The organism is Streptomyces sp. NPDC102279, from assembly GCF_044766365.1.
In the GTDB taxonomy this organism is placed as follows: Bacteria; Actinomycetota; Actinomycetes; order Streptomycetales; family Streptomycetaceae; genus Streptomyces.
This window is the reverse complement of sequence record NZ_JBIWLU010000010.1, coordinates 67,367-87,432: the sequence shown is the minus strand read 5'-3', so window position 1 is coordinate 87,432 and position 20,066 is coordinate 67,367. Positions and strand designations below refer to the sequence as shown.

Sequence of the window (20,066 nt, the reverse complement as noted above, 5' to 3'; positions counted from 1 at the left end):
ACCTTTAAGTAGGTAAGCGGCATAAATGGCGGGGGTGTTCGGGAACCCCCGGGAGACGGCGGCCGAACCGCCGGCACACCCCGGGTGACCCGCCCGTACGTCCCCCGGGAACCGCACCGCGGGCCCCCTCCGTAACGTCAAGCGCACGATCACGTCCACGCGATGGACTAGACCAACAGGAACGCCGACGGTATATAGAGGGGATCACGGAGCGTGCGGGGGACACTCGCACGACAAGCCGTGCCACGATGTGAGCCGTGACCGACGGAACGTCGGTCGCTTCGGCATCCGGAGCCGGGAAGGCGGAGCATGAGCACCGACGTCAGCAGTGCGGAGAACGAGGGTGGGGCGCCCATCCGTACCGCGCGCGTGCCCAAGTACTACCGGCTCAAGAAGCACCTGCTCGACATGACGGAGACCCTTCCGCCCGGGACACCGGTACCGCCCGAGCGCACGCTCGCCGCGGAGTTCGACACCTCGCGCACCACCGTGCGGCAGGCGCTTCAGGAACTGGTCGTCGAGGGCCGCCTCGAACGCATCCAGGGCAAGGGCACGTTCGTCGCCAAGCCCAAGGTCTCCCAGGCGCTCCAACTCACCTCGTACACCGAGGACATGCGCGCCCAGGGGCTCGAACCCACCTCGCAGCTTCTGGACATCGGCTACATCACCGCGGACGAGACACTCGCCGGTCTGCTCGACATCACGGCCGGCGGCCGGGTGCTGCGCATCGAGCGGCTGCGCCTGGCGAGCGGCGAGCCGATGGCGATCGAGACGACCCATCTCTCCGCCAAGCGCTTTCCCGCCCTGCGCCGCTCGCTGGTCAAGTACACCTCTCTCTACACCGCGCTCGCCGAGGTCTACGACGTCCATCTCGCCGAGGCCGAGGAGACCATCGAGACCTCGCTGGCCACCCCGCGCGAGGCCGGACTGCTCGGCACCGACGTCGGGCTGCCGATGCTGATGCTCTCCCGCCACTCGCTCGACAAGCTGGGCGAGCCGGTGGAATGGGTGCGGTCGGTGTACCGCGGCGACCGGTACAAGTTCGTCGCCCGCCTCAAGCGCCCGACGGACTGAGCCAGTCGGGGCGGCGCGCGACCGCCCGCCCGCCCGGACCGTGGGGAGCGCGACCGCTCCCCGCGGTCCCGCCGCTCCCGAGGCGTCGCCCGGCACGCACACCAAGCCTCCACACCGGCGCTCCGAGCAGGGGTTCCCTAAAGCTGAACCGTCGCCTAGATTGCCTGCGCGTTACACAGGTGATCGCGAGGGGACGGAGCCGCCGTATGTCAGATTTGCCCGAAGTGAAACCACCGGTGGTGACACCGGTCCGCGTGGTGATCGCGCTCTGCCTGGCCGCACCCTTCGTGGCGATGCTGTGGGTCGGTTCGTACGCCAAGACCGACCCGACCTTCATCGGCATCCCGTTCTTCTACTGGTACCAGATGCTGTGGGTGCTCCTCTCGACGGTGCTGACGGTGACCGCGCACCAGCTCTGGCGGCGTGACCAGCGGGCCCGCGCGGCCAAGGGAGGTACCGGAGCATGAACGACGGTGTGAACGGCGTCGCCCTCGGCGTCTTCATCTTCTTCTTCCTGGCCGTCACGGCCATGGGCTTCCTGGCCGCGCGCTGGCGCAAGGCCGACAACGAACACAGCCTCGACGAATGGGGCCTGGGCGGACGGTCGTTCGGCACCTGGGTCACCTGGTTCCTGCTCGGCGGCGACCTCTACACGGCGTACACCTTCGTCGCCGTCCCCGCGGCGATCTACGCGGCGGGCGCGGCCGGTTTCTTCGCCGTGCCCTACACGATCCTCGTGTACCCGCTGATCTTCACGTTCCTGCCCCGCCTGTGGTCGGTCTCCCACAAGCACGGCTACGTGACCACCTCGGACTTCGTGCGCGGCCGGTTCGGCTCCAAGAGCCTGTCGCTGGCCGTGGCCGTCACCGGCATCCTCGCGACCATGCCGTACATCGCGCTCCAACTGGTCGGCATCCAGGCCGTCCTCGACGTGATGGGCGTGGGCGGCGGCGAGAACACCAACTGGTTCGTCAAGGACCTGCCGCTTCTCATCGCCTTCGGCGTGCTGGCCGCGTACACCTACTCCTCGGGTCTGCGGGCCCCCGCGCTGATCGCGTTCGTGAAGGACACCCTGATCTACATCGTGATCGCGGTGGCCATCATCTACATCCCGATCAAGCTCGGCGGCTTCGACGAGATCTTCAAGGCGGCGGGCGAGAAGTACACGGCGGCCGGGGCCGGCGGGGTCGTTCCGCCCGCGGCGGGCCAGTGGACCTACGCCACGCTCGCGTTGGGCTCTGCTCTGGCGCTGTTCATGTATCCGCACTCCATCACCGCGACGCTGTCCAGCCGCAGCCGCGAGGTGATCCGCCGCAACACGACCATCCTCCCCCTCTACTCGCTGATGCTGGGCCTGCTCGCCCTGCTCGGGTTCATGGCCATCGCGGCCGGCGTGAAGGTGCAGAACGGCCAGCTCGCCATCCCCCAGCTCTTCGAGACCATGTTCCCCGACTGGTTCGCGGGCGTGGCCTTCGCCGCCATCGGCATCGGGGCGCTCGTCCCGGCGGCCATCATGTCGATCGCAGCGGCGAACCTCTTCACCCGCAACATCTACAAGGACTTCATCAAGCCGGACGCGACACCGAAGGAGGAGACCCGGGTCTCCAAGATCGTCTCGCTGCTGGTGAAGGTGGGCGCGCTGGTCTTCGTCCTGACGATGGACAAGACCGTCGCGATCAACTTCCAGCTGCTGGGCGGCATCTGGATCCTGCAGACCTTCCCCGCGCTGGTCGGCGGCCTGTTCACACGCTGGTTCCACCGCTGGGCGCTGCTGGGCGGCTGGGCGGTCGGCATGGTCTACGGGACGCTCGCCGCGTACGGGGTGGCCTCGCCGACGCAGAAGCACTTCGGCGGCAGTTCGAAGGAGATCCCCGGCATCGGGGAGATCGGCTACATCGGCCTCACGGCGTTCGTCATGAACGTGGTCGTCTCCGTCGTCCTCACCTTCGTCCTGCGGGCGCTCAAGGCGCCGGACGGCATCGACGAGACGTCTCCCGAGGACTACACGGTCGACGCGGGCGAGCCCGGCGTGACGACGAAGCTTCCGCCGGCCACGGCGGGCGCGAGCCACTAGGACACGCCACCCCGGGAACGGGGCGGGCAAGCGACGCACTGGCACGGGCCGCCGGAGAGGACATCCGGCGGCCCGTCGCCGTGTCCGTCCGGCGCAACCGCCCGCGTGGGCTCGGGAAGCCGGCCGACGCCCCCCGGGCGCACGGCCGTCGAGGACGACGGCGTGGGCGGCGGCGCGGACGGCGTGATCCGGAGCCCGACGACATCCGGCCGCTCACCTACGAGTTGACCCTCCGGCACGCTCCGTAGCGCTCTCCGGCACCGACACGACACAACATGTGGTGGTGCTCCCTGAGCCCGGCACAAGATGTATGCTCATGCTCGCTGTCGTCGCAGGGGAATCCGGTGCGAATCCGGAACTGTCCCGCAACGGTGTACTTGTGCGTGTTCGTGTATTGGACGTGCCCGCACAGGTCTCAGTCCGAGGACCTGCGGACAGCGCGCCCCGGCCACCCGGCCCGGGTGCCGACGACGTCCGGGCCTCGCGGAATGGGCCGGTGGACGCGGTGCGCTGGCTGCCCAGAAGCGCTTCCGTGTGCCCCCGTGCTCCCCGACAGGCCCCGTGCCGAGCGAGGGAGAGCCCCACGTGACCATCGCGCCAGCAGATCCGGCTTCAATCACCGCGCACCAGGCCCCGGTGGAGACCGACGGTCCCGGAGCCGCGCTGCTGCGGACCCTGACCGACCTCACCGCCGACCTCACCGACGCCGACCCCGGCAGGGTCGCCGCCGCGGCACTGCGTGGCCGGTCCGCCCGCGCCGACGAGGCCGAGCTGCGCGAACTGGCCACCGAGGCGGCCGCCGGTCTCATCTCCGAGGACCCGGTCTACTCCCGGCTCGCCGCGCGTCTGCTCACCATCAGCATCGCCGCGGAGGCCGCGTCCCAGGGCGTCACGACCTTCTCCGAGTCCGTCGCCGTCGGCCACCGTGAGGGCCTGGTCGCCGACCGCACCGCCGAGTTCGTCCGGCTGCACACCGCACGGCTCGACGCGCTGATCGACACGGAAGGCGACGACCGCTTCGGCTACTTCGGCCTGCGGACGCTGCACAGCCGTTACCTGCTCCGCCACCCCATCACCCGCAAGGTCGTCGAGACGCCCCAGCACTTCATGCTGCGGGTCGCCTCCGGTCTCGCCGAGGGCGACACGGCCCACGCCGTCGACGAAGTCTCCGCGCTCTACAGGCTCATGAGCCGGCTCGACTACCTCCCGTCCTCCCCCACGCTCTTCAACTCCGGTACGCGGCACCCCCAGATGTCGTCCTGCTACCTCCTCGACTCCCCGCTGGACGAGCTGGACTCCATCTACGACCGCTACCACCAGGTGGCACGGCTGTCGAAGCACGCCGGCGGCATCGGCCTGTCGTACTCCCGCATCCGGTCGCGCGGTTCGCTGATCCGCGGCACCAACGGGCACTCCAACGGCATCGTCCCGTTCCTCAAGACCCTCGACGCCTCGGTCGCCGCGGTGAACCAGGGCGGCCGGCGCAAGGGCGCGGCCGCGGTGTACCTGGAGACCTGGCACTCCGACATCGAGGAGTTCCTGGAGCTGCGCGACAACACCGGTGAGGACGCCCGGCGTACGCACAACCTGAACCTCGCCCACTGGATCCCGGACGAGTTCATGCGCCGGGTGAACGAGGACGGCGTCTGGTCGCTCTTCTCCCCCTCGGACGTGCCCGAGCTGGTCGACCTGTGGGGCGACGCGTTCGACGCCGCCTACCGCAAGGCCGAGGAGGCGGGCCTCGCGAAGAAGACCATCGCGGCCCGTGACCTGTACGGCCGCATGATGCGCACCCTCGCGCAGACCGGCAACGGCTGGATGACCTTCAAGGACGCCGCCAACCGCACCGCCAACCAGACGGCGGAGCCCGGCCACACCGTCCACTCCTCCAACCTCTGCACCGAGATCCTGGAGGTCACGGACGACGGGGAGACCGCGGTCTGCAACCTGGGCTCGGTCAACCTCGGCGCGTTCGTCGTCGGTGACGACATCGACTGGGAGCGGCTCGACGAGACCGTCCGCACCGCGGTCACCTTCCTCGACCGTGTCGTCGACATCAACTTCTACCCGACCGAGCAGGCGGGGCGCTCCAACTCCCGCTGGCGCCCGGTCGGTCTGGGCGCGATGGGCCTGCAGGACGTCTTCTTCAAGCTGCGGATGCCCTTCGACTCGCCGCAGGCGCGCGCCCTGTCCACCCGGATCGCCGAGCGCATCATGCTCGCCGCCTACGAGGCCTCCACCGACCTCGCCGAGCGCAGCGGCCCGCTCCCCGCCTGGGAGAAGACCCGTACCGCCCGCGGTGTCCTGCACCCGGACCACTTCGACGTCGAGCTGAACTGGCCGGAGCGCTGGGCGGCCCTGCGGCAGCGGATCGCCGAGGTCGGCATGCGCAACTCGCTGCTCCTCGCCATCGCGCCGACCGCCACCATCGCGTCCATCGCGGGCGTCTACGAGTGCATCGAGCCGCAGGTGTCGAACCTGTTCAAGCGCGAGACGCTCTCCGGCGAGTTCCTCCAGGTCAACTCCTACCTGGTGGCCGAGCTGAAGAAGCTCGGCGTGTGGGACGCGCAGACCCGTGAGGCGCTGCGCGAGTCCAGCGGCTCGGTGCAGGGCTTCACCTGGGTGCCGCAGGACGTGCGCGACCTGTACCGCACGGCGTGGGAGATCCCGCAGCGAGGCCTGATCGACATGGCCGCCGCACGGACCCCGTTCCTGGACCAGGCGCAGTCGCTGAACCTGTTCCTGGAGACGCCGACCATCGGCAAGCTCTCCTCGATGTACTCCTACGCCTGGAAGTCGGGTCTGAAGACCACGTACTACCTGCGGTCCCGTCCCGCGACGCGCATCGCCCGCGCGGCCCAGGCCCAGGCGCAGCCCGAGAAGACCATCCCCGTCCAGCAGGTCGCCGACCCCGACGCCGTCGCCTGCTCCCTGGAAAACCCCGAGTCCTGCGAGGCCTGCCAGTAATGACCGACACGAACCACGAGAAGGCCGCGTCCGAGAAGAACCTGCTCGACCCGGGCTTCGAGCTGACTCTCCGTCCCATGCGCTACCCGGACTTCTACGAGCGCTACCGGGACGCGATCAAGAACACCTGGACCGTCGAGGAGGTCGACCTCCACTCGGACGTCGCCGACCTCGCGAAGCTGACGCCGGGTGAGCAGCACATGATCGGCCGGCTGGTCGCCTTCTTCGCGACGGGCGACTCGATCGTGTCGAACAACCTCGTGCTGACGCTGTACAAGCACATCAACTCCCCCGAGGCGCGGCTCTATCTGAGCCGTCAGCTGTTCGAGGAGGCCGTGCACGTCCAGTTCTATCTGACGCTGCTCGACACGTACCTGCCCAACCCGGAGGACCGCGCGGCGGCCTTCGACGCGGTCGAGAACATCCCCTCCATCCGCGAGAAGGCGCAGTTCTGCTTCAAGTGGATGGACTCGGTCGAGAAGATGGACCGGCTGGAGACACAGGCCGACCGCCGTCGCTTCCTGCTGAACCTGATCTGCTTCGCCGCGTGCATCGAGGGCCTCTTCTTCTACGGTGCCTTCGCGTACGTCTACTGGTTCCGCAGCCGGGGTCTGCTGCACGGCCTGGCGACCGGCACCAACTGGGTGTTCCGCGACGAGACGATGCACATGAGCTTCGCCTTCGAGGTCGTCGACACCGTCCGCAAGGAGGAGCCTGAACTCTTCGACGACAAGCTCCAGGAGCAGGTGACCGACATGCTGCGCGAGGCCGTCGAGGCCGAGCTGCAGTTCGGGCGCGACCTGTGCGGTGAGGGCCTGCCGGGCATGAACACCGACTCGATGCGCCAGTACCTGGAGTGCGTCGCCGACCAGCGTCTGCAGCGGCTGGGCTTCGCGCCGGTGTACGGCTCCGAGAACCCGTTCTCCTTCATGGAGCTCCAGGGTGTCCAGGAGCTGACGAACTTCTTCGAGCGCCGCCCGTCGGCGTACCAGGTCGCGGTGGAGGGTTCGGTCGACCTCGACGAGGACTTCTGAGCGTTCGTCACCGACCCGGTCGCCTGACCGGACGTCATCGATGAGAGCCGGGCCGCGCACGCGTGACCGGTGAGAGCCGGGCCGCCTGTGCGGCCCGGCTTTCGTCACGGGCTGCCCCCGGGCCGCCAATCCCCTTTCCAATCCCCGTCCATGGAGCGGCAAAGTTCTGCGGGCACGGCTGTTCGCAGGTCGTCGGGCCCGGCTACGTTCTGGCCGTCCCTCCGTGTCGCCCGGCAGCGGCACGACAGGACGACTGGATTGGCATGCGCATGACGTATCGCGGATCGCCTCGGAGCACCCTTCCGTGAACCGCGCTACGCGCGTCATGAGCCCGCCCTTCAGAGCGCCGAGAACCCCCACTTCCGGCTGTGGCACCGCGCAGGGCCTCACCCGGGCCCACGCGGCACCGGCCTCGAACCGATGGAGGCGACACCCCCATGCGTTCTCAAGCCCCGATACGCTCCGGCAGACCCGCCCGGAGCCTGCGAAGACTCCTCACCACGGCACTCCCCGCCCTCGCCCTCGGCCTCGCCGGGTTCGCGGCGGCCCCGCCCGCGGACGCGCAGCCCGCACCGGTCCCCCAGATCTCCCGCACCACCCAGAACACCCGGGCGCTCACCGACCCGGCCCGGCAGGCCGTCCACGCCACCGGAAAGGCCGGCCAGAAGGTCGCGACGAAGCACCTGTGCGCCGAGGCGGCCCGGCCCGGCACGATGTCCTGCTTCGCGCAGCGCAGGACCGACATCGCCCAGAAGCTCGCCGCCGCCGTCTCCCCGGACGCGGCCGCCGCGGTCTCGGGCCTGAGCCCGGCCAACCTGCACAGCGCCTACAACCTGCCCTCGACCGGCGGCTCCGGCCTGACCGTCGCCGTCGTCGACGCGTACAACGACCCCAACGCCGCGGCCGACCTGGCGACGTACCGCACGCAGTTCGGCCTGTCCGCCTGCACGAAGGCCAACGGCTGCTTCAAGCAGGTCGGTCAGACGGGCTCGACCACCTCGCTGCCGACGAACGACACCGGGTGGGCGGGCGAGGAGGCGCTCGACATCGACATGGTCAGCGCCGTCTGCCCGAACTGCAACATCGTCCTGGTCGAGGCGAACTCGGCCAACGACACCGACCTCGGCACGGCGGAGAACGAAGCGGTCGCACTCGGCGCGAAGTTCGTCTCCAACAGCTGGGGCGGCGACGAGGCCTCCTCGCAGACCGGCGAGGACACCTCGTACTTCAAGCACCCGGGCGTCGCGATCACCGTCTCCTCGGGCGACGAGGCCTACGGCGCCGAGTACCCGGCCACCTCCCAGTACGTGACCGCCGTCGGCGGGACCGCGCTGACCACCTCCTCCGCCACCCGCGGCTGGAGCGAGTCGGTCTGGAAGACCAACAGCACCGAGGGCACCGGCTCCGGCTGCTCCGCGTACGACGCCAAGCCGAGCTGGCAGACCGACACCGGCTGCTCGCGGCGCATGGAGTCCGACGTCTCCGCGGTCGCCGACCCCGCGACCGGCGTGGCCGTCTACGACACCTACGGCGGCTCCGGCTGGGCGGTCTACGGCGGTACCAGCGCCTCGGCCCCGATCATCGCCGGCGTGTACGCGCTGGCCGGCACCCCTGGCTCCGCCGACTACCCGGCGAAGTACCCCTACTCCCACACGTCGAGCCTCTACGACGTGACCAGCGGCAACAACGGCTCCTGCTCGCCGTCGTACTTCTGCACCGCGGGCACCGGCTACGACGGACCGACCGGCTGGGGCACTCCCAACGGCACGGCCGCCTTCACCGCGGGCACCACCACGGGCAACACGGTCACCGTCACCAGCCCGGGCAACCGGTCGACGGCCACGGGCAGTTCGGTGAGCCTGCAGATCGCGGCCACCGACAGCGCGGGCGCGGCCCTCACGTACAGCGCGACCGGTCTGCCGACCGGACTGTCGATCAACGCCTCCACCGGGCTGGTCTCCGGCACCGCGAGCACCGCGGGCACCTACGCGGTCACCGTCACCGCGAAGGACAGCACGGGCGCCTCCGGTTCGGCCTCCTTCACCTGGACCGTGAGCACCTCCGGCGGCGGCACCTGCACCTCGGCGCAACTGCTCGGCAACCCGGGCTTCGAGTCGGGCAGCACCTCGTGGACCGCGTCGAGCGGCGTCATCACGACCGACACCGGTGAGGCGGCGCACGGCGGGTCCTACAAGGCCTGGCTGAACGGCTACGGCTCCACCCACACCGACACGCTGTCCCAGTCGGTGACCGTCCCCGCCGGCTGCAAGGCCACGCTCACCTTCTATCTGCACATCGACACGGCCGAGACCAGCACCAGCACGGCCTACGACAAGCTCACCGTCACCGCGGGCTCCACCACGCTGGCGACCTACTCCAACCTGAACAAGGCCACCGGCTACGCCCAGAAGACCTTCGACCTGTCCTCCTTCGCCGGCTCCAGCGTCACGCTGAAGTTCAGCGGCGCCGAGGACTCCTCCCAGCAGACCAGCTTCGTCGTGGACGACACCGCCCTGACGACCGGCTGAGCATGGACGGGGCCCCGGTCGCCGCGGCGGCCGGGGCCTCGTCGCGGGCCCCGCGAGCCCGATGGATCCTGATCCACCGGTGGCACGTCCAACCCGCAAGGAGGCCACCCCATGCGTCGAACGACCCACACCAGGACCATCGCCCTCACCGCACTGACCCTGCTCGTCGCGGCGGGCTGCGGAACGCGGGGCGGGAGCGAGGCGGGCGGCAGCGGCACCGTGTCGCCGTCATCCGCTCCGTCGAGCCCGTCCTCGCCCGCGTCCTCGTCCGTGCCGCCGACCCCGACCCCGTCGTCATCCTCGCCCTCGTCCGGTCAGGACTGCGTGGCGGCGACGGGGGAACTCGGTGCGGCCGACACCGGCCACACCTACTGCCTGGCGGCCGGGGACACGATCCGCGTCACCCTGGACGGCACCACACCCCGGCCGTGGAAGCCCGTGAAGAGCGACGGCAGCGGCCTTGAGCCGGCCAACAGCGGCATCGTCCTCCAGGCCGGCGACGCGTCCGCCGCGTACCGGGCGGTCTCGGCCGGGACGGTCCGGCTGACCTCGTCCCGGCCGATGTGCCCGAGCGATCCGGGCCGGATCTCCTGCAAGGGACTTCAGGAGTGGACGGTCACGGTGGTCGTGACGAAGGCGTGAGGCCGCGGTGGCCGACCGGCGTCCTTCCGGGCGCCGGCGGCCGCCCGGAGCTGACGGTCCACGCGCCGCTCGCGGGCCAGCCCGATCAGGGACGGGAGCGCCACGAGCGCGAAGATCCCGAGGACGACGAGGATTCCGACGAGGTTGTCCATCAGTGCGTTCATAGACATCAGTGTCCCGTCGGTGACTCCTTACCGTCAGTGGCAGAACTGCCGCACACCCTCGAATTGCTGCCACTTCCGGTGCACACTGGGGACCATGCTGAACAACGTGGCCGCCGTCCTGCTCGACGGCGTGCATCCCTTCGAACTCGGCGTCGTGTGCGAGGTGTTCGGCCTCGACCGCAGCGACGAGGGCCTGCCCGTCTACGAGTTCGCGGTCGTCTCCGCCGAGGGGCCGACACTCGGCACCCATGTCCCCGGGTTCACGGTCTCCACGCCGTACGGCCTGGACCGGCTCGAAGAGGCCGACCTCGTCGTCGTCCCCGCCGGGAACACCTTCGCCGTCCGCGGCTATCCGCCCGAACTGCTCGCGTCGCTGCGCCGGGCGGTGGACCGCGGGTCCCGGGTCCTCAGCGTGTGTTCGGGCGTCTTCGCCCTCGGCGCGGCCGGGCTGCTCGACGGCCGTCGCTGCGCGGTGCACTGGCAGCACGCCGACGAGCTGGCCCGGCAGTATCCGCGGGCGGTCGTCGAACCGGACGTGCTGTACGTGGACGCGGACCCGGTGATCACCTCGGCCGGCACCGCCGCCGGGATCGACGCCTGTCTGCACATCGTCCGCAAGGAGCAGGGCACCGAGGTGGCCAACAGCATCGCCCGCCGCATGGTGGTCCCGCCGCACCGGGACGGCGGCCAGGCCCAGTACATCGAGCGGCCCCTGCCCCGCTCGCGGTGCGACACGGTCGGTGACGTGCTGGTATGGATGCAGCGGCACCTCGACCTGGAGACGACCGTCGAACAGCTCGCCGCCCGCGCCCACATGGCGCCCCGCACCTTCGCGCGCCGCTTCCAGCAGGAGACCGGGACCACGCCCTACCGCTGGATCCTGAGCCAACGGGTGCTGCTGGCCCAGCGGTTGCTGGAGGCGTCGGACGAGACGATGGACGCGATCGCGAGCCGCACGGGATTCGGCACCGCCGCCGCCCTGCGCCATCAGTTCGTCCGGAGCCTGGGAACGACCCCGAACACGTACCGGCGCACGTTCAGGGGCCCGGAGGCGGCCTGAACGTGCGCCAGGTGGACGTGCGGGTGGGTACGGTCCGGCCGCGGCCGGACGGTGGACCCGGCTAGCGCGGGTCGGCCTTCAGCCGCAGCTTGTGCGGCCGCAGGGTGATGCCGACGCGGGTCGCGTCGTTGGAGCCGGACACCTGCTCGAAGCGCCAGCGGGAGGCCACGGTCGCGGTGACGAGCGTGAGCTGCGCCATCGAGAAGTGGTCACTCGGGCACTTGCGGTTGCCGACGCTGAAGGGACGCATCGCGTACTTCGGGATGTCCTTGGAGCGTTCCGGAAGCCAGCGGTCGGGGTCGAAATCCAGGTGCTCCTGGTACGACCGGGGATCGCGCTGGATCGCGTACGGGCTGTAGACGATGTCGGCACCGGCCGGAATGCGATAGCCGCCCAGTTCGGTTTCGGTCACCGCCCGCCGCGTCAATATCCATACGGCGGGGCGCAAACGCATGGCCTCGACGACGACATTGTTGGTGTGCGACAGCTTCCGGACGTCGTCGAATCCGACGGGCCGGTCCCCGACGACGGATTGGACCTCGGCGGCCACCTTGTCCGCCTCTTCCGGGTGTTCGGCGAGGACTTGGAGCAGCCACATGATCGTGGACGCGATGGTTTCACTTCCGGGCGTGAGTATCGCGACGACCTGGTCGTGGATCTCCTGTTCGTCGATGGGGTCGCCGTCGTCGTTCTTCGCTTCCAGCAATGCCGTCAGCAAATCGTCCGGCTTTTGACCAGATGCGCGGCGCTCGGCGATGATCTCGTCGACGAGAGCGTGCAAATCGGCCAATGCCCGGTCGAATTTGCGCATGGACGGAAGCGGGAGCCGATAGAACGGCCCCGCGGGTATGACCATGCGCTGGTACATGCCGCGGAACACCGTCGCGAGGGCAAGGCTGAGCCGCTCGGCGCGCTCGTCCATGAAGCGGCCGCGCAGCAGGCAGCGGGCGGCCATGCGGACGGCGACACGGAAGGACTCGGCGGTGCAGTCGACGGTCGCCCCGTCCTCCCAGCGGTCCGCGAACGCGCGGGACTCCTCCTCCATGATCGGCCCGTACTCGGGGATGATGTCGGCGCGGAACGCGGGCTGGATGGTCCGTCGCTGACGCCGGTGCATCGGCCCGTTGGCCGTCGCGACGCCCTTGTTGCCCAGCAGCCCTTCCAGCGACTCCCACAGGGGGCCGCCGATCTCGTAGTCCGGGTTGAGCGCCAGCGCGCCGGTGAGCGCGGGGGCGGTGACGGCGTACACCGTCTTGGGGCCCATCTTCAGACGGACGACGTCGCCGTGGTCGCGCAGCTGGGTGAGGAAGGCCAGGGGGTCGCGGACCAGTTTCCAGCCGTGCCCGAGCACGGGCACCCCGCCTCCGGCGAGGGGTGGAACGGACAGCTCCAGCACCTCGGGCACCTCGGGTCGTACGGACTCGACGGTCATTTCTCACCTGCCGCTTCATTGTTGACGTACGGGGGTGTCGAGCGGTCGTCCCAGCTGTCGACCATGTACCGGCCCGACTCGTGGTGGAACCAGTACACGGAGCTGAACCAGTTCCGCATGTTTCCGACGCACGCCCTCACCGCGGCACTCGTCGCCTTTCCCTGCACGGTGCCGTCCGTGAGGGTTTCGGCGAGCCTTAAGACGTCCTTCTCGGTGGCAAGGAATTCGCTGATGCATTCCTCGACCCGGCGCCGGACTTCGGTGACGGCTTCTTCGAGCGTCAGCCCCTGATGGTGAATGAGACTGATGCCGAGATTGTGGACCTCGTCGCCCGCTATTTCCTTCGGCAGCGAACAGAGGTCGTTGTACCAGGCGGCGAATTCCTGACTGAGCAGGGCCGCCCGGTGAAATGCGGGATGCAGTCGCACCGTGTCGGGGAGTTCCTGTCCCGCGCTCGGTTCGAGGAGATCGGTCCAGATCCAGTGTGCGAAGGTGAGCCGACGCAGTTCGAGATATTCCTCGACGGTGGGTACGGCGCCGGACGTACGGTTCCGGAATTCCCGGTCGTAGGCCTCGATCACCGCGTGGAAGTGGAGCGCGAACCGCTCGTTCCAGTTCTCCCCGAGGAACGAGTACAGCCGGCCCACGCTGTCGGCGAACCCCGCGACCAGGGGATCCTGGTGGTGCAGGTGGTCCCTGGGTGCGTCGAGGGCCGCGTGAAGCTGGAACCTGAGCGTCCGCCAGGCGTCCGCGCGGCCGTGGATGACGTCCCGGTCGTGCCGGTCGTCCCAGACGAAGAACCACGCGCTGTAGTCGGCTATCGCCTGCAGGACCTCGTCGGGAGCGCCTATGTAGTAGCCCGCCATCAAGTCCGTGTAGCACAGACCGTCGGCATATTCCTCGACCTTGTCCGCGGGCATCAGCCGCTTTTCGAGGAGCCAGGTCCGGGTCTTCTCCTGGAGCCTGGGCCAATACGGGTGCAGTTGACGGGGAAACTCGGACTCGATCACCGGGAGAGAGAGCGCCGGTGGGACCGCGATCGCTGTCGGTGTCGATGAAGAGCCGTGTGAGAAAGCATGCACGAACAAACCCCTCTCAGCCGCCTGTTGGCGCCACGCCCCTCCCGCTGTGCCGGGCGTGCGCCGTTGCGTATCCCCGCACTTCCCATTCAGCACCACAACTGACCGTTCTGGGAACGGATTTGCTCCATTCACTACCTCAAGGTGCCGAGAATCTCCCCTTGTGTGACTGAATCTGGATCATCGGGAGAGCACAAGGGAGCGAACGTGCGACGCACATACGAACGGTGCCTGGTCAGGAGCTTCCCCTGACCAGGCACCGTTCGAGCCGGCCCACGAGGGGCCGCGGGTCCCGCCTGTCAATTTCTGTCACAGCCGTACGGGACGGCTGGAGACGTGCTACGTCAGTCGTTCGCGACGATCTCGTAGCGCGGTTCGTTCTCGGCCATCTGCCGCAGGGCGTCCTTGCGTTCACGCTTGGAGAGCCGGTCGATGTACAGGTACCCGTACAGGTGGTCCGTCTCGTGCTGGAGGCAGCGCGCGAAGTAGCCCGTACCGCGCACCCGGACCGGGTTGCCCTTCTCGTCCTGCCCGGTGACCTCGGCGTAGTCGGGGCGGGCCAGCGGCGCGTACGCCGTGGGCACGGACAGGCAGCCCTCGTTGCTCTCGTCGAGCTGACGCTGCTCGGCCGGCAGGTCGACGAGCTTCGGGTTGCAGACCACACCGACGTGCCGGGTGCCCTGGTCGTCCTGGCAGTCGTAGACGAAGACCTTCAGGTCGACGCCGATCTGGTTGGCGGCTAGGCCCACGCCCTCGGCGGTGTGCTGGCTCGCGAACATGTCGGCGATCAGTCGGTCCAGCTCGTCGCCGAAGTCGGTGACGTCCTTGCACTCCTTGTGCAGCACCGGGTTGCCGACCACCGTGATCGGCCGCGAGGTACCGCGCTCGCGGTAGGCCGACTCACGCTCCTCGGTCTCCTCGCTGTCGATGACGTAACCGTCGTCGTCCACGGGAAGCACGCCCACGTGCTGCTGATCGGTGTCCTGCTGGGCCATGACGACGTACGCCTTCCTCAAACCTTCGGGTAATTCCGCGGGTACAGCCTAAAGGGGACCTCAGCAGACCTCTTCCAGGTCCCGCCAGTCCCGGGAATCCGGGCTGTCCGCCACCCAGCCGTCCAGCAGCCCGCGCACCAGCGAGGCGGGCGCCGCGAGCCCGCACTCCCGCTCGGGCACCCACAGCTGCCCGTCGGTGCGGTGCCCCAGCGGGCCCGGGTGTCCCGGCTCGCTGTGGTCGTGCGGGTCCAGGTGCTCCCCGTCGCCCTCGTCGGACGGCATCCGCGACTCGGAGCACATCCGGCACAGCAGCCGCACGGACGAGGACCAGTCCTCGGCGGCGAAGCCCGCGTCGGCGGCGAGCTGCTCCAGCGCGTCCCGGTCGTCCTCGGTCGCCGCCTCCAGCAGCACGACCCAGGTGGGTACCGGTGAGGGGGCCCACAGCTCGATCTCGTCGAAGACCGGATAGGAGTGACCGGCCGCCGTGGTCCGCTCGCCGTGCGGGACGCCGTCGTGCAGCACGACCTCGCCCCAGCGGCGCCCGGAGGACGGCAGCGGGATCGACAGCACCTCGATACGGGCGGGGTCCAGCCGCCGCCCCCACACGACCTCGGCCTCGCCCTCGGGTGACAGCCGGACGGCCGCGCTGCCGAGGTCCATGCCCACCGGCTCGCCCGGGACGGCTGCACCGCCGGGCACCCGCAGCCCGTACGCCTGCCAGGCACGGCGGGCCAGCGGCCAGTCCTGGAGGGCGGTGGCCGCGATCCCGACGTTCCACCAGTCGGGTGCGCCGGCCTCCCGGTCGAGCAGCGCGACGGCCCGCAGGCCCGCCGCCCGTGCCTGCTCCCAGTCGTGCCGGAACTTGTGCAGCAACGCCAGGTTGAACCAGGACTCGGACAGCCAGGGCTCCAGGTCCGCGGCCCGCGTCAGCAGCGCTCCCGCGTCCTCGTACCGGCCGTCGCCGATGAGCGTGAACGCACGATCGGTGGCCTGCCGCCATGAGGCGGAGGGCCGGTGTCGTCCCTTGCCGAAGATCCTCACGATTCCCGCCTGCCAGTTCCTTGCGTTTCCCGCCTGCCGGTTCTTTGAAGAGTTTCTTGAAGACAGTGCGGGCCCGGGCAGACCCGTACCCCCGAACACCCTCTTCCTCGCATCCAACCACGTACCGTCGGACGGCCGCTCATTACCCATGGGTTACCCAGCCCAGGGCAAGGTCAGACCGGGTCGTGACAGGACCCGGGCCAGCGACTCCACGACCTCGGGCTGGTAGTCGCGGGCGGTCGCGAGCCTCAGGTTCTCCAGGGCCGTCAGCGGCCCTCCGGGCCCTGCTTCCCGGGCCATCTCCTCGTATGCGTTCACGGCGCGGACGATGCGGGCGGTGACGGGCTGATCCCGGTACGGATCCGCCTGCCGCTCCACCACCACGGCCACCTCGGCGTCCACCCCGGTCTGCCGGACGACGGCACCCCCGAGCAGCGCGATCCGCCGCTGCTCGTCCGGCGGGAGACCGGCGGTCGCTCCGGCCGGCACGGGGTCGACCAGGCTGAGCTGTCCGATGTCGTGCATCAGCGCCGCGTACTCCAGGACGGTGAGGTCGGGTTCGGACAGGCCCAGCTCGCGGCCGACGGCCCGGCTGAGGGCGGCCACCCGCCGGGCGTGCCCGGCCGGGGTGTACCCGGCGATCTCGGTCGCCCGGGCGAGCGAGGCGATCGTCTGCCGGTAGGTGACCCGCACCGCCGCGTACCGCCGGAACGACAGCTGGGTGAGCAGCAGCGGCAGCGAGAAGACGGGCAGTGCCCACAGTCCGACCACCGCGACCGCGAGCGACATGACGGCCCCGGTCGCGCACACCGCCGAACCGATCCCGAGCGTGGCCCGCAGTTCGTCGCGCAGCAGCGGCCCGAACGGCCACCGGGTCCGCGCGTGCGCCGTCGCCGCCGCGAGCACGGCGTCCCACAGCGTGGTGAGCACGAGCAGCGCGACGAGCAGCAGTGCGACCGCCGGCCCTCTCCACTCCATCAACCTGCCCTGGTTGTAGAGGGGTTGGAAGCAGACGGCGGCGAAGGCGACGGTGAGGACGCGCCGCGCGAGGTGGTCGAGGGTGGGTCCGCGTCCCCGGGCGACGTGCGGGACGCAGCCGATCAGGGCCGCCGCGACGACCACGGCGACGACCTGGAGGACGCCGTGTCCGGTGCGCTGCCCCGCGTTCTCGCCGAGCAGCGCGTACGCGAGGGCTCCGGCGGCTCCGAGGGGCGCCGACTCCCTTTCCTCGGCTCCGCTCCAGCGGGCCAGCTCGCCGACGGCGATGAGCACGCCGAAGGCCAGCGCCGTACCGCGGTCGTCGAGCCCGCCCCAGAGGGTGACGCCGAGGGCCAGGACGGCGAGGAGGAGGGCGAGGGCGCGTACGGCGGTGACCGCGGCGGGCGGCGCGACGGCCGACGGGAGACGAGCGGGACGCGCGGACAGCCCGTGCCGGGGTGCGGCGGTGCTCACGGAGCCCCCCGGCCGAGGGCGTCGGAGGCGTGCGGGGAGGCCATGGGGACGCCGGGAACGGCGGGCGGGCCGTCGTCAGCGGTCACCGCGGGATGCCAGCCGTGCCGGCCGAGCGCCCGCACCAGCGCCGCGACCATTCCGGGGTCGAACTGCGTCCCCGCGCAGCGTTCCAGCTCCTCCAGGGCCGTCGGCACCGGCCGGGCCCTGCGGTAGGACCGGGTGGAGGTCATCGCGTCGAAGGCGTCGGCGACGGCCACCACCCGGGCGAACTCGGGGATCTGCGCGCCGGTCAGGCCGTACGGATATCCGCTGCCGTCCAGCCGTTCATGGTGGTGCAGGATCGCCGAGCGTGCCTCGCCGAGGAACGCGATCCCGCGGACCATCTCGTGCCCGTACTCCGGGTGCAGTTCGATGATCCGGCGTTCCTCGGGGGTCAGTGGGCCGTCCTTGCGCAGCAGCCGGGTGGGCACGCCGAGCTTGCCGACGTCGTGCAGGATCCCGGCGAAGCGCAGTCCCTCGACGCGGTCGTCGTCCATGCCGAGTTCACGGGCGATCAGCATGGACGCCTGGCCGACCCGCTCACTGTGCCCGCGGGTGTAGCCGTCCTTGATGTCGACGGCCTGGACGAGGGCGCGGATGGTGGCCTGGTGGGCGGCGCGTTCCCGGTGGTACTGGGCGAAGACCCAGCAGGACACGTACATGGGGAGCAGCACGAGCAGGGCGGCGACGGGGCCGTACGGGCTGCGCCAGAGCACCGCCATCATCAGCCCGGCCAGCCCGTGTGCGGCGACGGGGGCCAGCGAGCGCGCGAAGAGGCCGCGCCAGGCGGTGCGCAGCGGCGCCCGTTCGGCGAGCGCGAGGATGCCGCCGTCGAGGACGGCGAGCACGGCGCAGAAGGTGAGGACGGCGGCGCCCGCGGGCACCAGCGCGTAGGGGAAGCGGGGAGTGGCCACCGCGTCCGCGCCGCCGAGCGTGCCGTACGCCCGGGAGGCCGCCCAGACGGCGACGGCGAGCTGGGCGGCGCGCCAGACGCGGCGCGGTGCGCGCGGTCGCTGGTCGACCCGGGCGAGCAGCGCTCCGGGCAGCGCGACGAGGGCGGCGGCGGACGGGGGCAGCAGGAAGGCGCCGGCCAGCAAGACGGGGAGGAAGGTGCCCATGCCCTGGGGGCTCTCGCCGCCGGGTGATCCGGCGGCGCGTGGTCCGCGTGGCGGCGGGACGTGGTCGCAGCCGGCGTAGAGCGCGGCGAGCAGGGCGACGATCCACCAGGGGACGCGGAGGTCCGGCACGGGGGTGAGACAGGCGAGCGCCGCGAGAACGACACAGGTCACGTACACCCGGGCTCCCGCCGGAACCGAACCCATCTCCTCGTCCCTCCCCCGGTCTCAGGCTCCGGAGCCTAGGACGGGGGAAGCGGCACGTGGACGCGTATGCACGAATCCGCGGGCCGGAAGCCCGCGGATTAGCACGTTCGGGTGACGGGCGGACGGTCTTTCGGTGTCCGTGCCGGTCGCGCCGGGGTCAGGACTCCCGGACCGTCGCGGTCACGTCGTGGTCGGGAACGGCCTGCCCCGAGCGGATGAGGTCGATGCGTCCCATGACCTTGGCCCGCAGATCGGTGGGCACGTCGTCATGACCGCAGCACCGCTTCACCAGCTTCTTGACGGCTTGTTCGAGGCCGTACTTCTCGAGGCACGGGGAGCACTCCTCGAAGTGGACCTCGAACTTGGTGCAGTCCGCGTCCGGCATCTCATGATCGAGGAACTCGTAGAGATGATCGAGTACCTCACTGCAATCCGTCTCGTGCGGCTCTCCGCAGCTCATGAGCCCGAGCCTTTCGCTTCGTTCGACTCTCCGGCGCCCGCGGGGACCAGCCCGCGGTCACGGGCGTAGTCCTCCAGCATGCCGCGCAGTTGGCGACGGCCCCGGTGCAGCCGGGACATCACCGTTCCGATGGGTGTCCCCATGATGTCCGCGATCTCCTTGTACGCAAAGCCCTCTACGTCCGCGAGATACACGGCGATGCGGAATTCCTCGGGAATCGCCTGCAGCGCTTCCTTGACGTCCGAGTCGGGCAGGTGGTCGAGCGCCTGCGACTCCGCGGAGCGCAGTCCCGTCGACATGTGCGACTCGGCGCGCGCCAGCTGCCAGTCCTCGATCTCCTCGGCCGCACTGCGCTGGGGTTCGCGCTGCTTCTTGCGGTACGAGTTGATGAAGGTGTTGGTGAGAATGCGGTACAACCACGCCTTGAGGTTGGTGCCCTCACGGAACTGGTGGAAGGACGCGTACGCCTTGGCGTACGTCTCCTGCACCAGGTCCTCGGCATCGGCCGGGTTGCGCGTCATGCGCAGGGCGGCCGAGTACATCTGGTCGAGGAATTCGAGCGCGTCCCGCTCGAAGCGCGCGGTGCGCTCGGTGGACGATTCCGCCGTCGCGTCGCTCGTGCCCTGGCCCTCGGGCTGCTCCGCCTGGCCGTTTTCGGTCCCTGCGTCGGTCCCAGTGACCGGACCCACCTCCTCCAGCGATG

At 70.1% G+C, this 20,066-nt stretch carries 17 protein-coding genes and 1 riboswitch; of the genes, 8 read left to right on the top strand and 9 right to left on the bottom strand.

The features are described 5' to 3' along the window. The first annotated feature begins 309 nt into the window (after nt 1-309). The 7 genes from ACIRQH_RS25635 to ACIRQH_RS25605 all read left to right on the top strand — a co-directional run bounded on the left by ACIRQH_RS25635 (nt 310) and on the right by ACIRQH_RS25605 (nt 10,319). A complete protein-coding gene (locus ACIRQH_RS25635) occupies nt 310-1,074 on the top strand; it encodes a GntR family transcriptional regulator (RefSeq protein WP_358815673.1) in 765 nt (254 codons plus the stop codon). Nucleotides 1,075-1,280: 206 nt separating this feature from the next. Then, nucleotides 1,281-1,541 (top strand): DUF3311 domain-containing protein, encoded by a 261-nt coding sequence (locus tag ACIRQH_RS25630; protein WP_358815672.1) that lies wholly within the window; start codon nt 1,281-1,283, stop codon nt 1,539-1,541. Further along, nucleotides 1,538-3,148 carry a monocarboxylate uptake permease MctP gene (gene mctP, locus ACIRQH_RS25625; protein ID WP_358815671.1) on the top strand — a complete coding sequence of 537 codons (1,611 nt, stop codon included), beginning with the start codon at nt 1,538-1,540 and terminating at the stop codon, nt 3,146-3,148. Before ACIRQH_RS25630 ends, mctP begins: the two co-directional genes overlap by 4 nt. A gap of 303 nt (nt 3,149-3,451) precedes the next feature. Beyond that, nucleotides 3,452-3,599: riboswitch (cobalamin riboswitch) on the top strand. A gap of 134 nt (nt 3,600-3,733) precedes the next feature. After that, complete coding sequence (locus ACIRQH_RS25620) at nt 3,734-6,115, top strand: ribonucleoside-diphosphate reductase subunit alpha (protein ID WP_404227061.1); 2,382 nt, start codon at nt 3,734-3,736, stop codon at nt 6,113-6,115. Further along, a complete protein-coding gene (locus ACIRQH_RS25615) occupies nt 6,115-7,149 on the top strand; it encodes a ribonucleotide-diphosphate reductase subunit beta (RefSeq protein WP_358815669.1) in 1,035 nt (344 codons plus the stop codon). Before ACIRQH_RS25620 ends, ACIRQH_RS25615 begins: the two co-directional genes overlap by 1 nt. 437 nt (nt 7,150-7,586) lie before the next feature. Continuing rightward, nucleotides 7,587-9,677 carry a putative Ig domain-containing protein gene (locus ACIRQH_RS25610; protein ID WP_358815668.1) on the top strand — a complete coding sequence of 697 codons (2,091 nt, stop codon included), beginning with the start codon at nt 7,587-7,589 and terminating at the stop codon, nt 9,675-9,677. Nucleotides 9,678-9,788: 111 nt separating this feature from the next. After that, entirely contained in the window at nt 9,789-10,319 is a 531-nt protein-coding gene (locus ACIRQH_RS25605; protein WP_404227060.1) for a hypothetical protein, read from the top strand. Here the strand turns inward: ACIRQH_RS25605 and ACIRQH_RS25600 are convergent. Beyond that, nucleotides 10,280-10,483 (bottom strand): hypothetical protein, encoded by a 204-nt coding sequence (locus ACIRQH_RS25600; protein WP_358815666.1) that lies wholly within the window; start codon nt 10,481-10,483, stop codon nt 10,280-10,282. The genes ACIRQH_RS25605 and ACIRQH_RS25600 overlap by 40 nt on opposite strands. Before the next feature lie 94 nt (nt 10,484-10,577). On the opposite strand from ACIRQH_RS25600, the gene ACIRQH_RS25595 reads away from it, so the two are divergent. Next, nucleotides 10,578-11,543 carry a helix-turn-helix domain-containing protein gene (locus ACIRQH_RS25595; RefSeq protein WP_358815665.1) on the top strand — a complete coding sequence of 322 codons (966 nt, stop codon included), beginning with the start codon at nt 10,578-10,580 and terminating at the stop codon, nt 11,541-11,543. Between the two features lie 61 nt (nt 11,544-11,604). On the opposite strand, the gene ACIRQH_RS25590 is transcribed toward ACIRQH_RS25595, so the two are convergent. The 8 genes from ACIRQH_RS25590 to sigR all read right to left on the bottom strand — a co-directional run bounded on the left by ACIRQH_RS25590 (nt 11,605) and on the right by sigR (nt 20,052). Beyond that, nucleotides 11,605-12,975 (bottom strand): cytochrome P450, encoded by a 1,371-nt coding sequence (locus ACIRQH_RS25590; protein WP_358815664.1) that lies wholly within the window; start codon nt 12,973-12,975, stop codon nt 11,605-11,607. Then, entirely contained in the window at nt 12,972-14,057 is a 1,086-nt protein-coding gene (gene cyc1, locus ACIRQH_RS25585; RefSeq protein ID WP_358815663.1) for an epi-isozizaene synthase, read from the bottom strand. The genes ACIRQH_RS25590 and cyc1 overlap by 4 nt, the downstream gene beginning before the upstream one ends. A gap of 341 nt (nt 14,058-14,398) precedes the next feature. Next, a complete protein-coding gene (def, locus tag ACIRQH_RS25580) occupies nt 14,399-15,049 on the bottom strand; it encodes a peptide deformylase (RefSeq protein ID WP_388866794.1) in 651 nt (216 codons plus the stop codon). Between the two features lie 60 nt (nt 15,050-15,109). Further along, nucleotides 15,110-16,090, bottom strand: coding sequence for a hypothetical protein (locus ACIRQH_RS25575; protein ID WP_358815661.1), 981 nt, complete (start codon nt 16,088-16,090; stop codon nt 15,110-15,112). A gap of 153 nt (nt 16,091-16,243) precedes the next feature. Further along, nucleotides 16,244-17,542, bottom strand: coding sequence for an HD-GYP domain-containing protein (locus tag ACIRQH_RS25570; protein ID WP_388929700.1), 1,299 nt, complete (start codon nt 17,540-17,542; stop codon nt 16,244-16,246). Then, nucleotides 17,539-18,903 carry an HD-GYP domain-containing protein gene (locus ACIRQH_RS25565; RefSeq protein WP_388866800.1) on the bottom strand — a complete coding sequence of 455 codons (1,365 nt, stop codon included), beginning with the start codon at nt 18,901-18,903 and terminating at the stop codon, nt 17,539-17,541. Before ACIRQH_RS25565 ends, ACIRQH_RS25570 begins: the two co-directional genes overlap by 4 nt. 157 nt (nt 18,904-19,060) lie before the next feature. After that, complete coding sequence (rsrA, locus tag ACIRQH_RS25560) at nt 19,061-19,363, bottom strand: mycothiol system anti-sigma-R factor (protein WP_358815659.1); 303 nt, start codon at nt 19,361-19,363, stop codon at nt 19,061-19,063. Further along, nucleotides 19,360-20,052 (bottom strand): RNA polymerase sigma factor SigR, encoded by a 693-nt coding sequence (gene sigR / locus ACIRQH_RS25555; protein ID WP_358815658.1) that lies wholly within the window; start codon nt 20,050-20,052, stop codon nt 19,360-19,362. The genes rsrA and sigR overlap by 4 nt, the downstream gene beginning before the upstream one ends. Nucleotides 20,053-20,066: the final 14 nt, after the last annotated feature.

Excerpts from the sequence above, each read along its gene's own strand:
- ACIRQH_RS25600 (WP_358815666.1), bottom strand. The coding sequence starts at position 10,483 with ATGAACGCACTGATGGACAACCTCGTCGGAATCCTCGTCGTCCTCGGG.
- mctP (WP_358815671.1), top strand. The coding sequence starts at position 1,538 with ATGAACGACGGTGTGAACGGCGTCGCCCTCGGCGTCTTCATCTTCTTC.
- ACIRQH_RS25615 (WP_358815669.1), top strand. The coding sequence starts at position 6,115 with ATGACCGACACGAACCACGAGAAGGCCGCGTCCGAGAAGAACCTGCTC.
- ACIRQH_RS25610 (WP_358815668.1), top strand. The coding sequence starts at position 7,587 with ATGCGTTCTCAAGCCCCGATACGCTCCGGCAGACCCGCCCGGAGCCTG.
- ACIRQH_RS25595 (WP_358815665.1), top strand. The coding sequence starts at position 10,578 with ATGCTGAACAACGTGGCCGCCGTCCTGCTCGACGGCGTGCATCCCTTC.
- rsrA (WP_358815659.1), bottom strand. The coding sequence starts at position 19,363 with ATGAGCTGCGGAGAGCCGCACGAGACGGATTGCAGTGAGGTACTCGAT.
- def (WP_388866794.1), bottom strand. The coding sequence starts at position 15,049 with ATGGCCCAGCAGGACACCGATCAGCAGCACGTGGGCGTGCTTCCCGTG.
- ACIRQH_RS25590 (WP_358815664.1), bottom strand. The coding sequence starts at position 12,975 with ATGACCGTCGAGTCCGTACGACCCGAGGTGCCCGAGGTGCTGGAGCTG.
- ACIRQH_RS25605 (WP_404227060.1), top strand. The coding sequence starts at position 9,789 with ATGCGTCGAACGACCCACACCAGGACCATCGCCCTCACCGCACTGACC.
- ACIRQH_RS25565 (WP_388866800.1), bottom strand. The coding sequence starts at position 18,903 with ATGGGTTCGGTTCCGGCGGGAGCCCGGGTGTACGTGACCTGTGTCGTT.
- ACIRQH_RS25630 (WP_358815672.1), top strand. The coding sequence starts at position 1,281 with ATGTCAGATTTGCCCGAAGTGAAACCACCGGTGGTGACACCGGTCCGC.
- ACIRQH_RS25635 (WP_358815673.1), top strand. The coding sequence starts at position 310 with ATGAGCACCGACGTCAGCAGTGCGGAGAACGAGGGTGGGGCGCCCATC.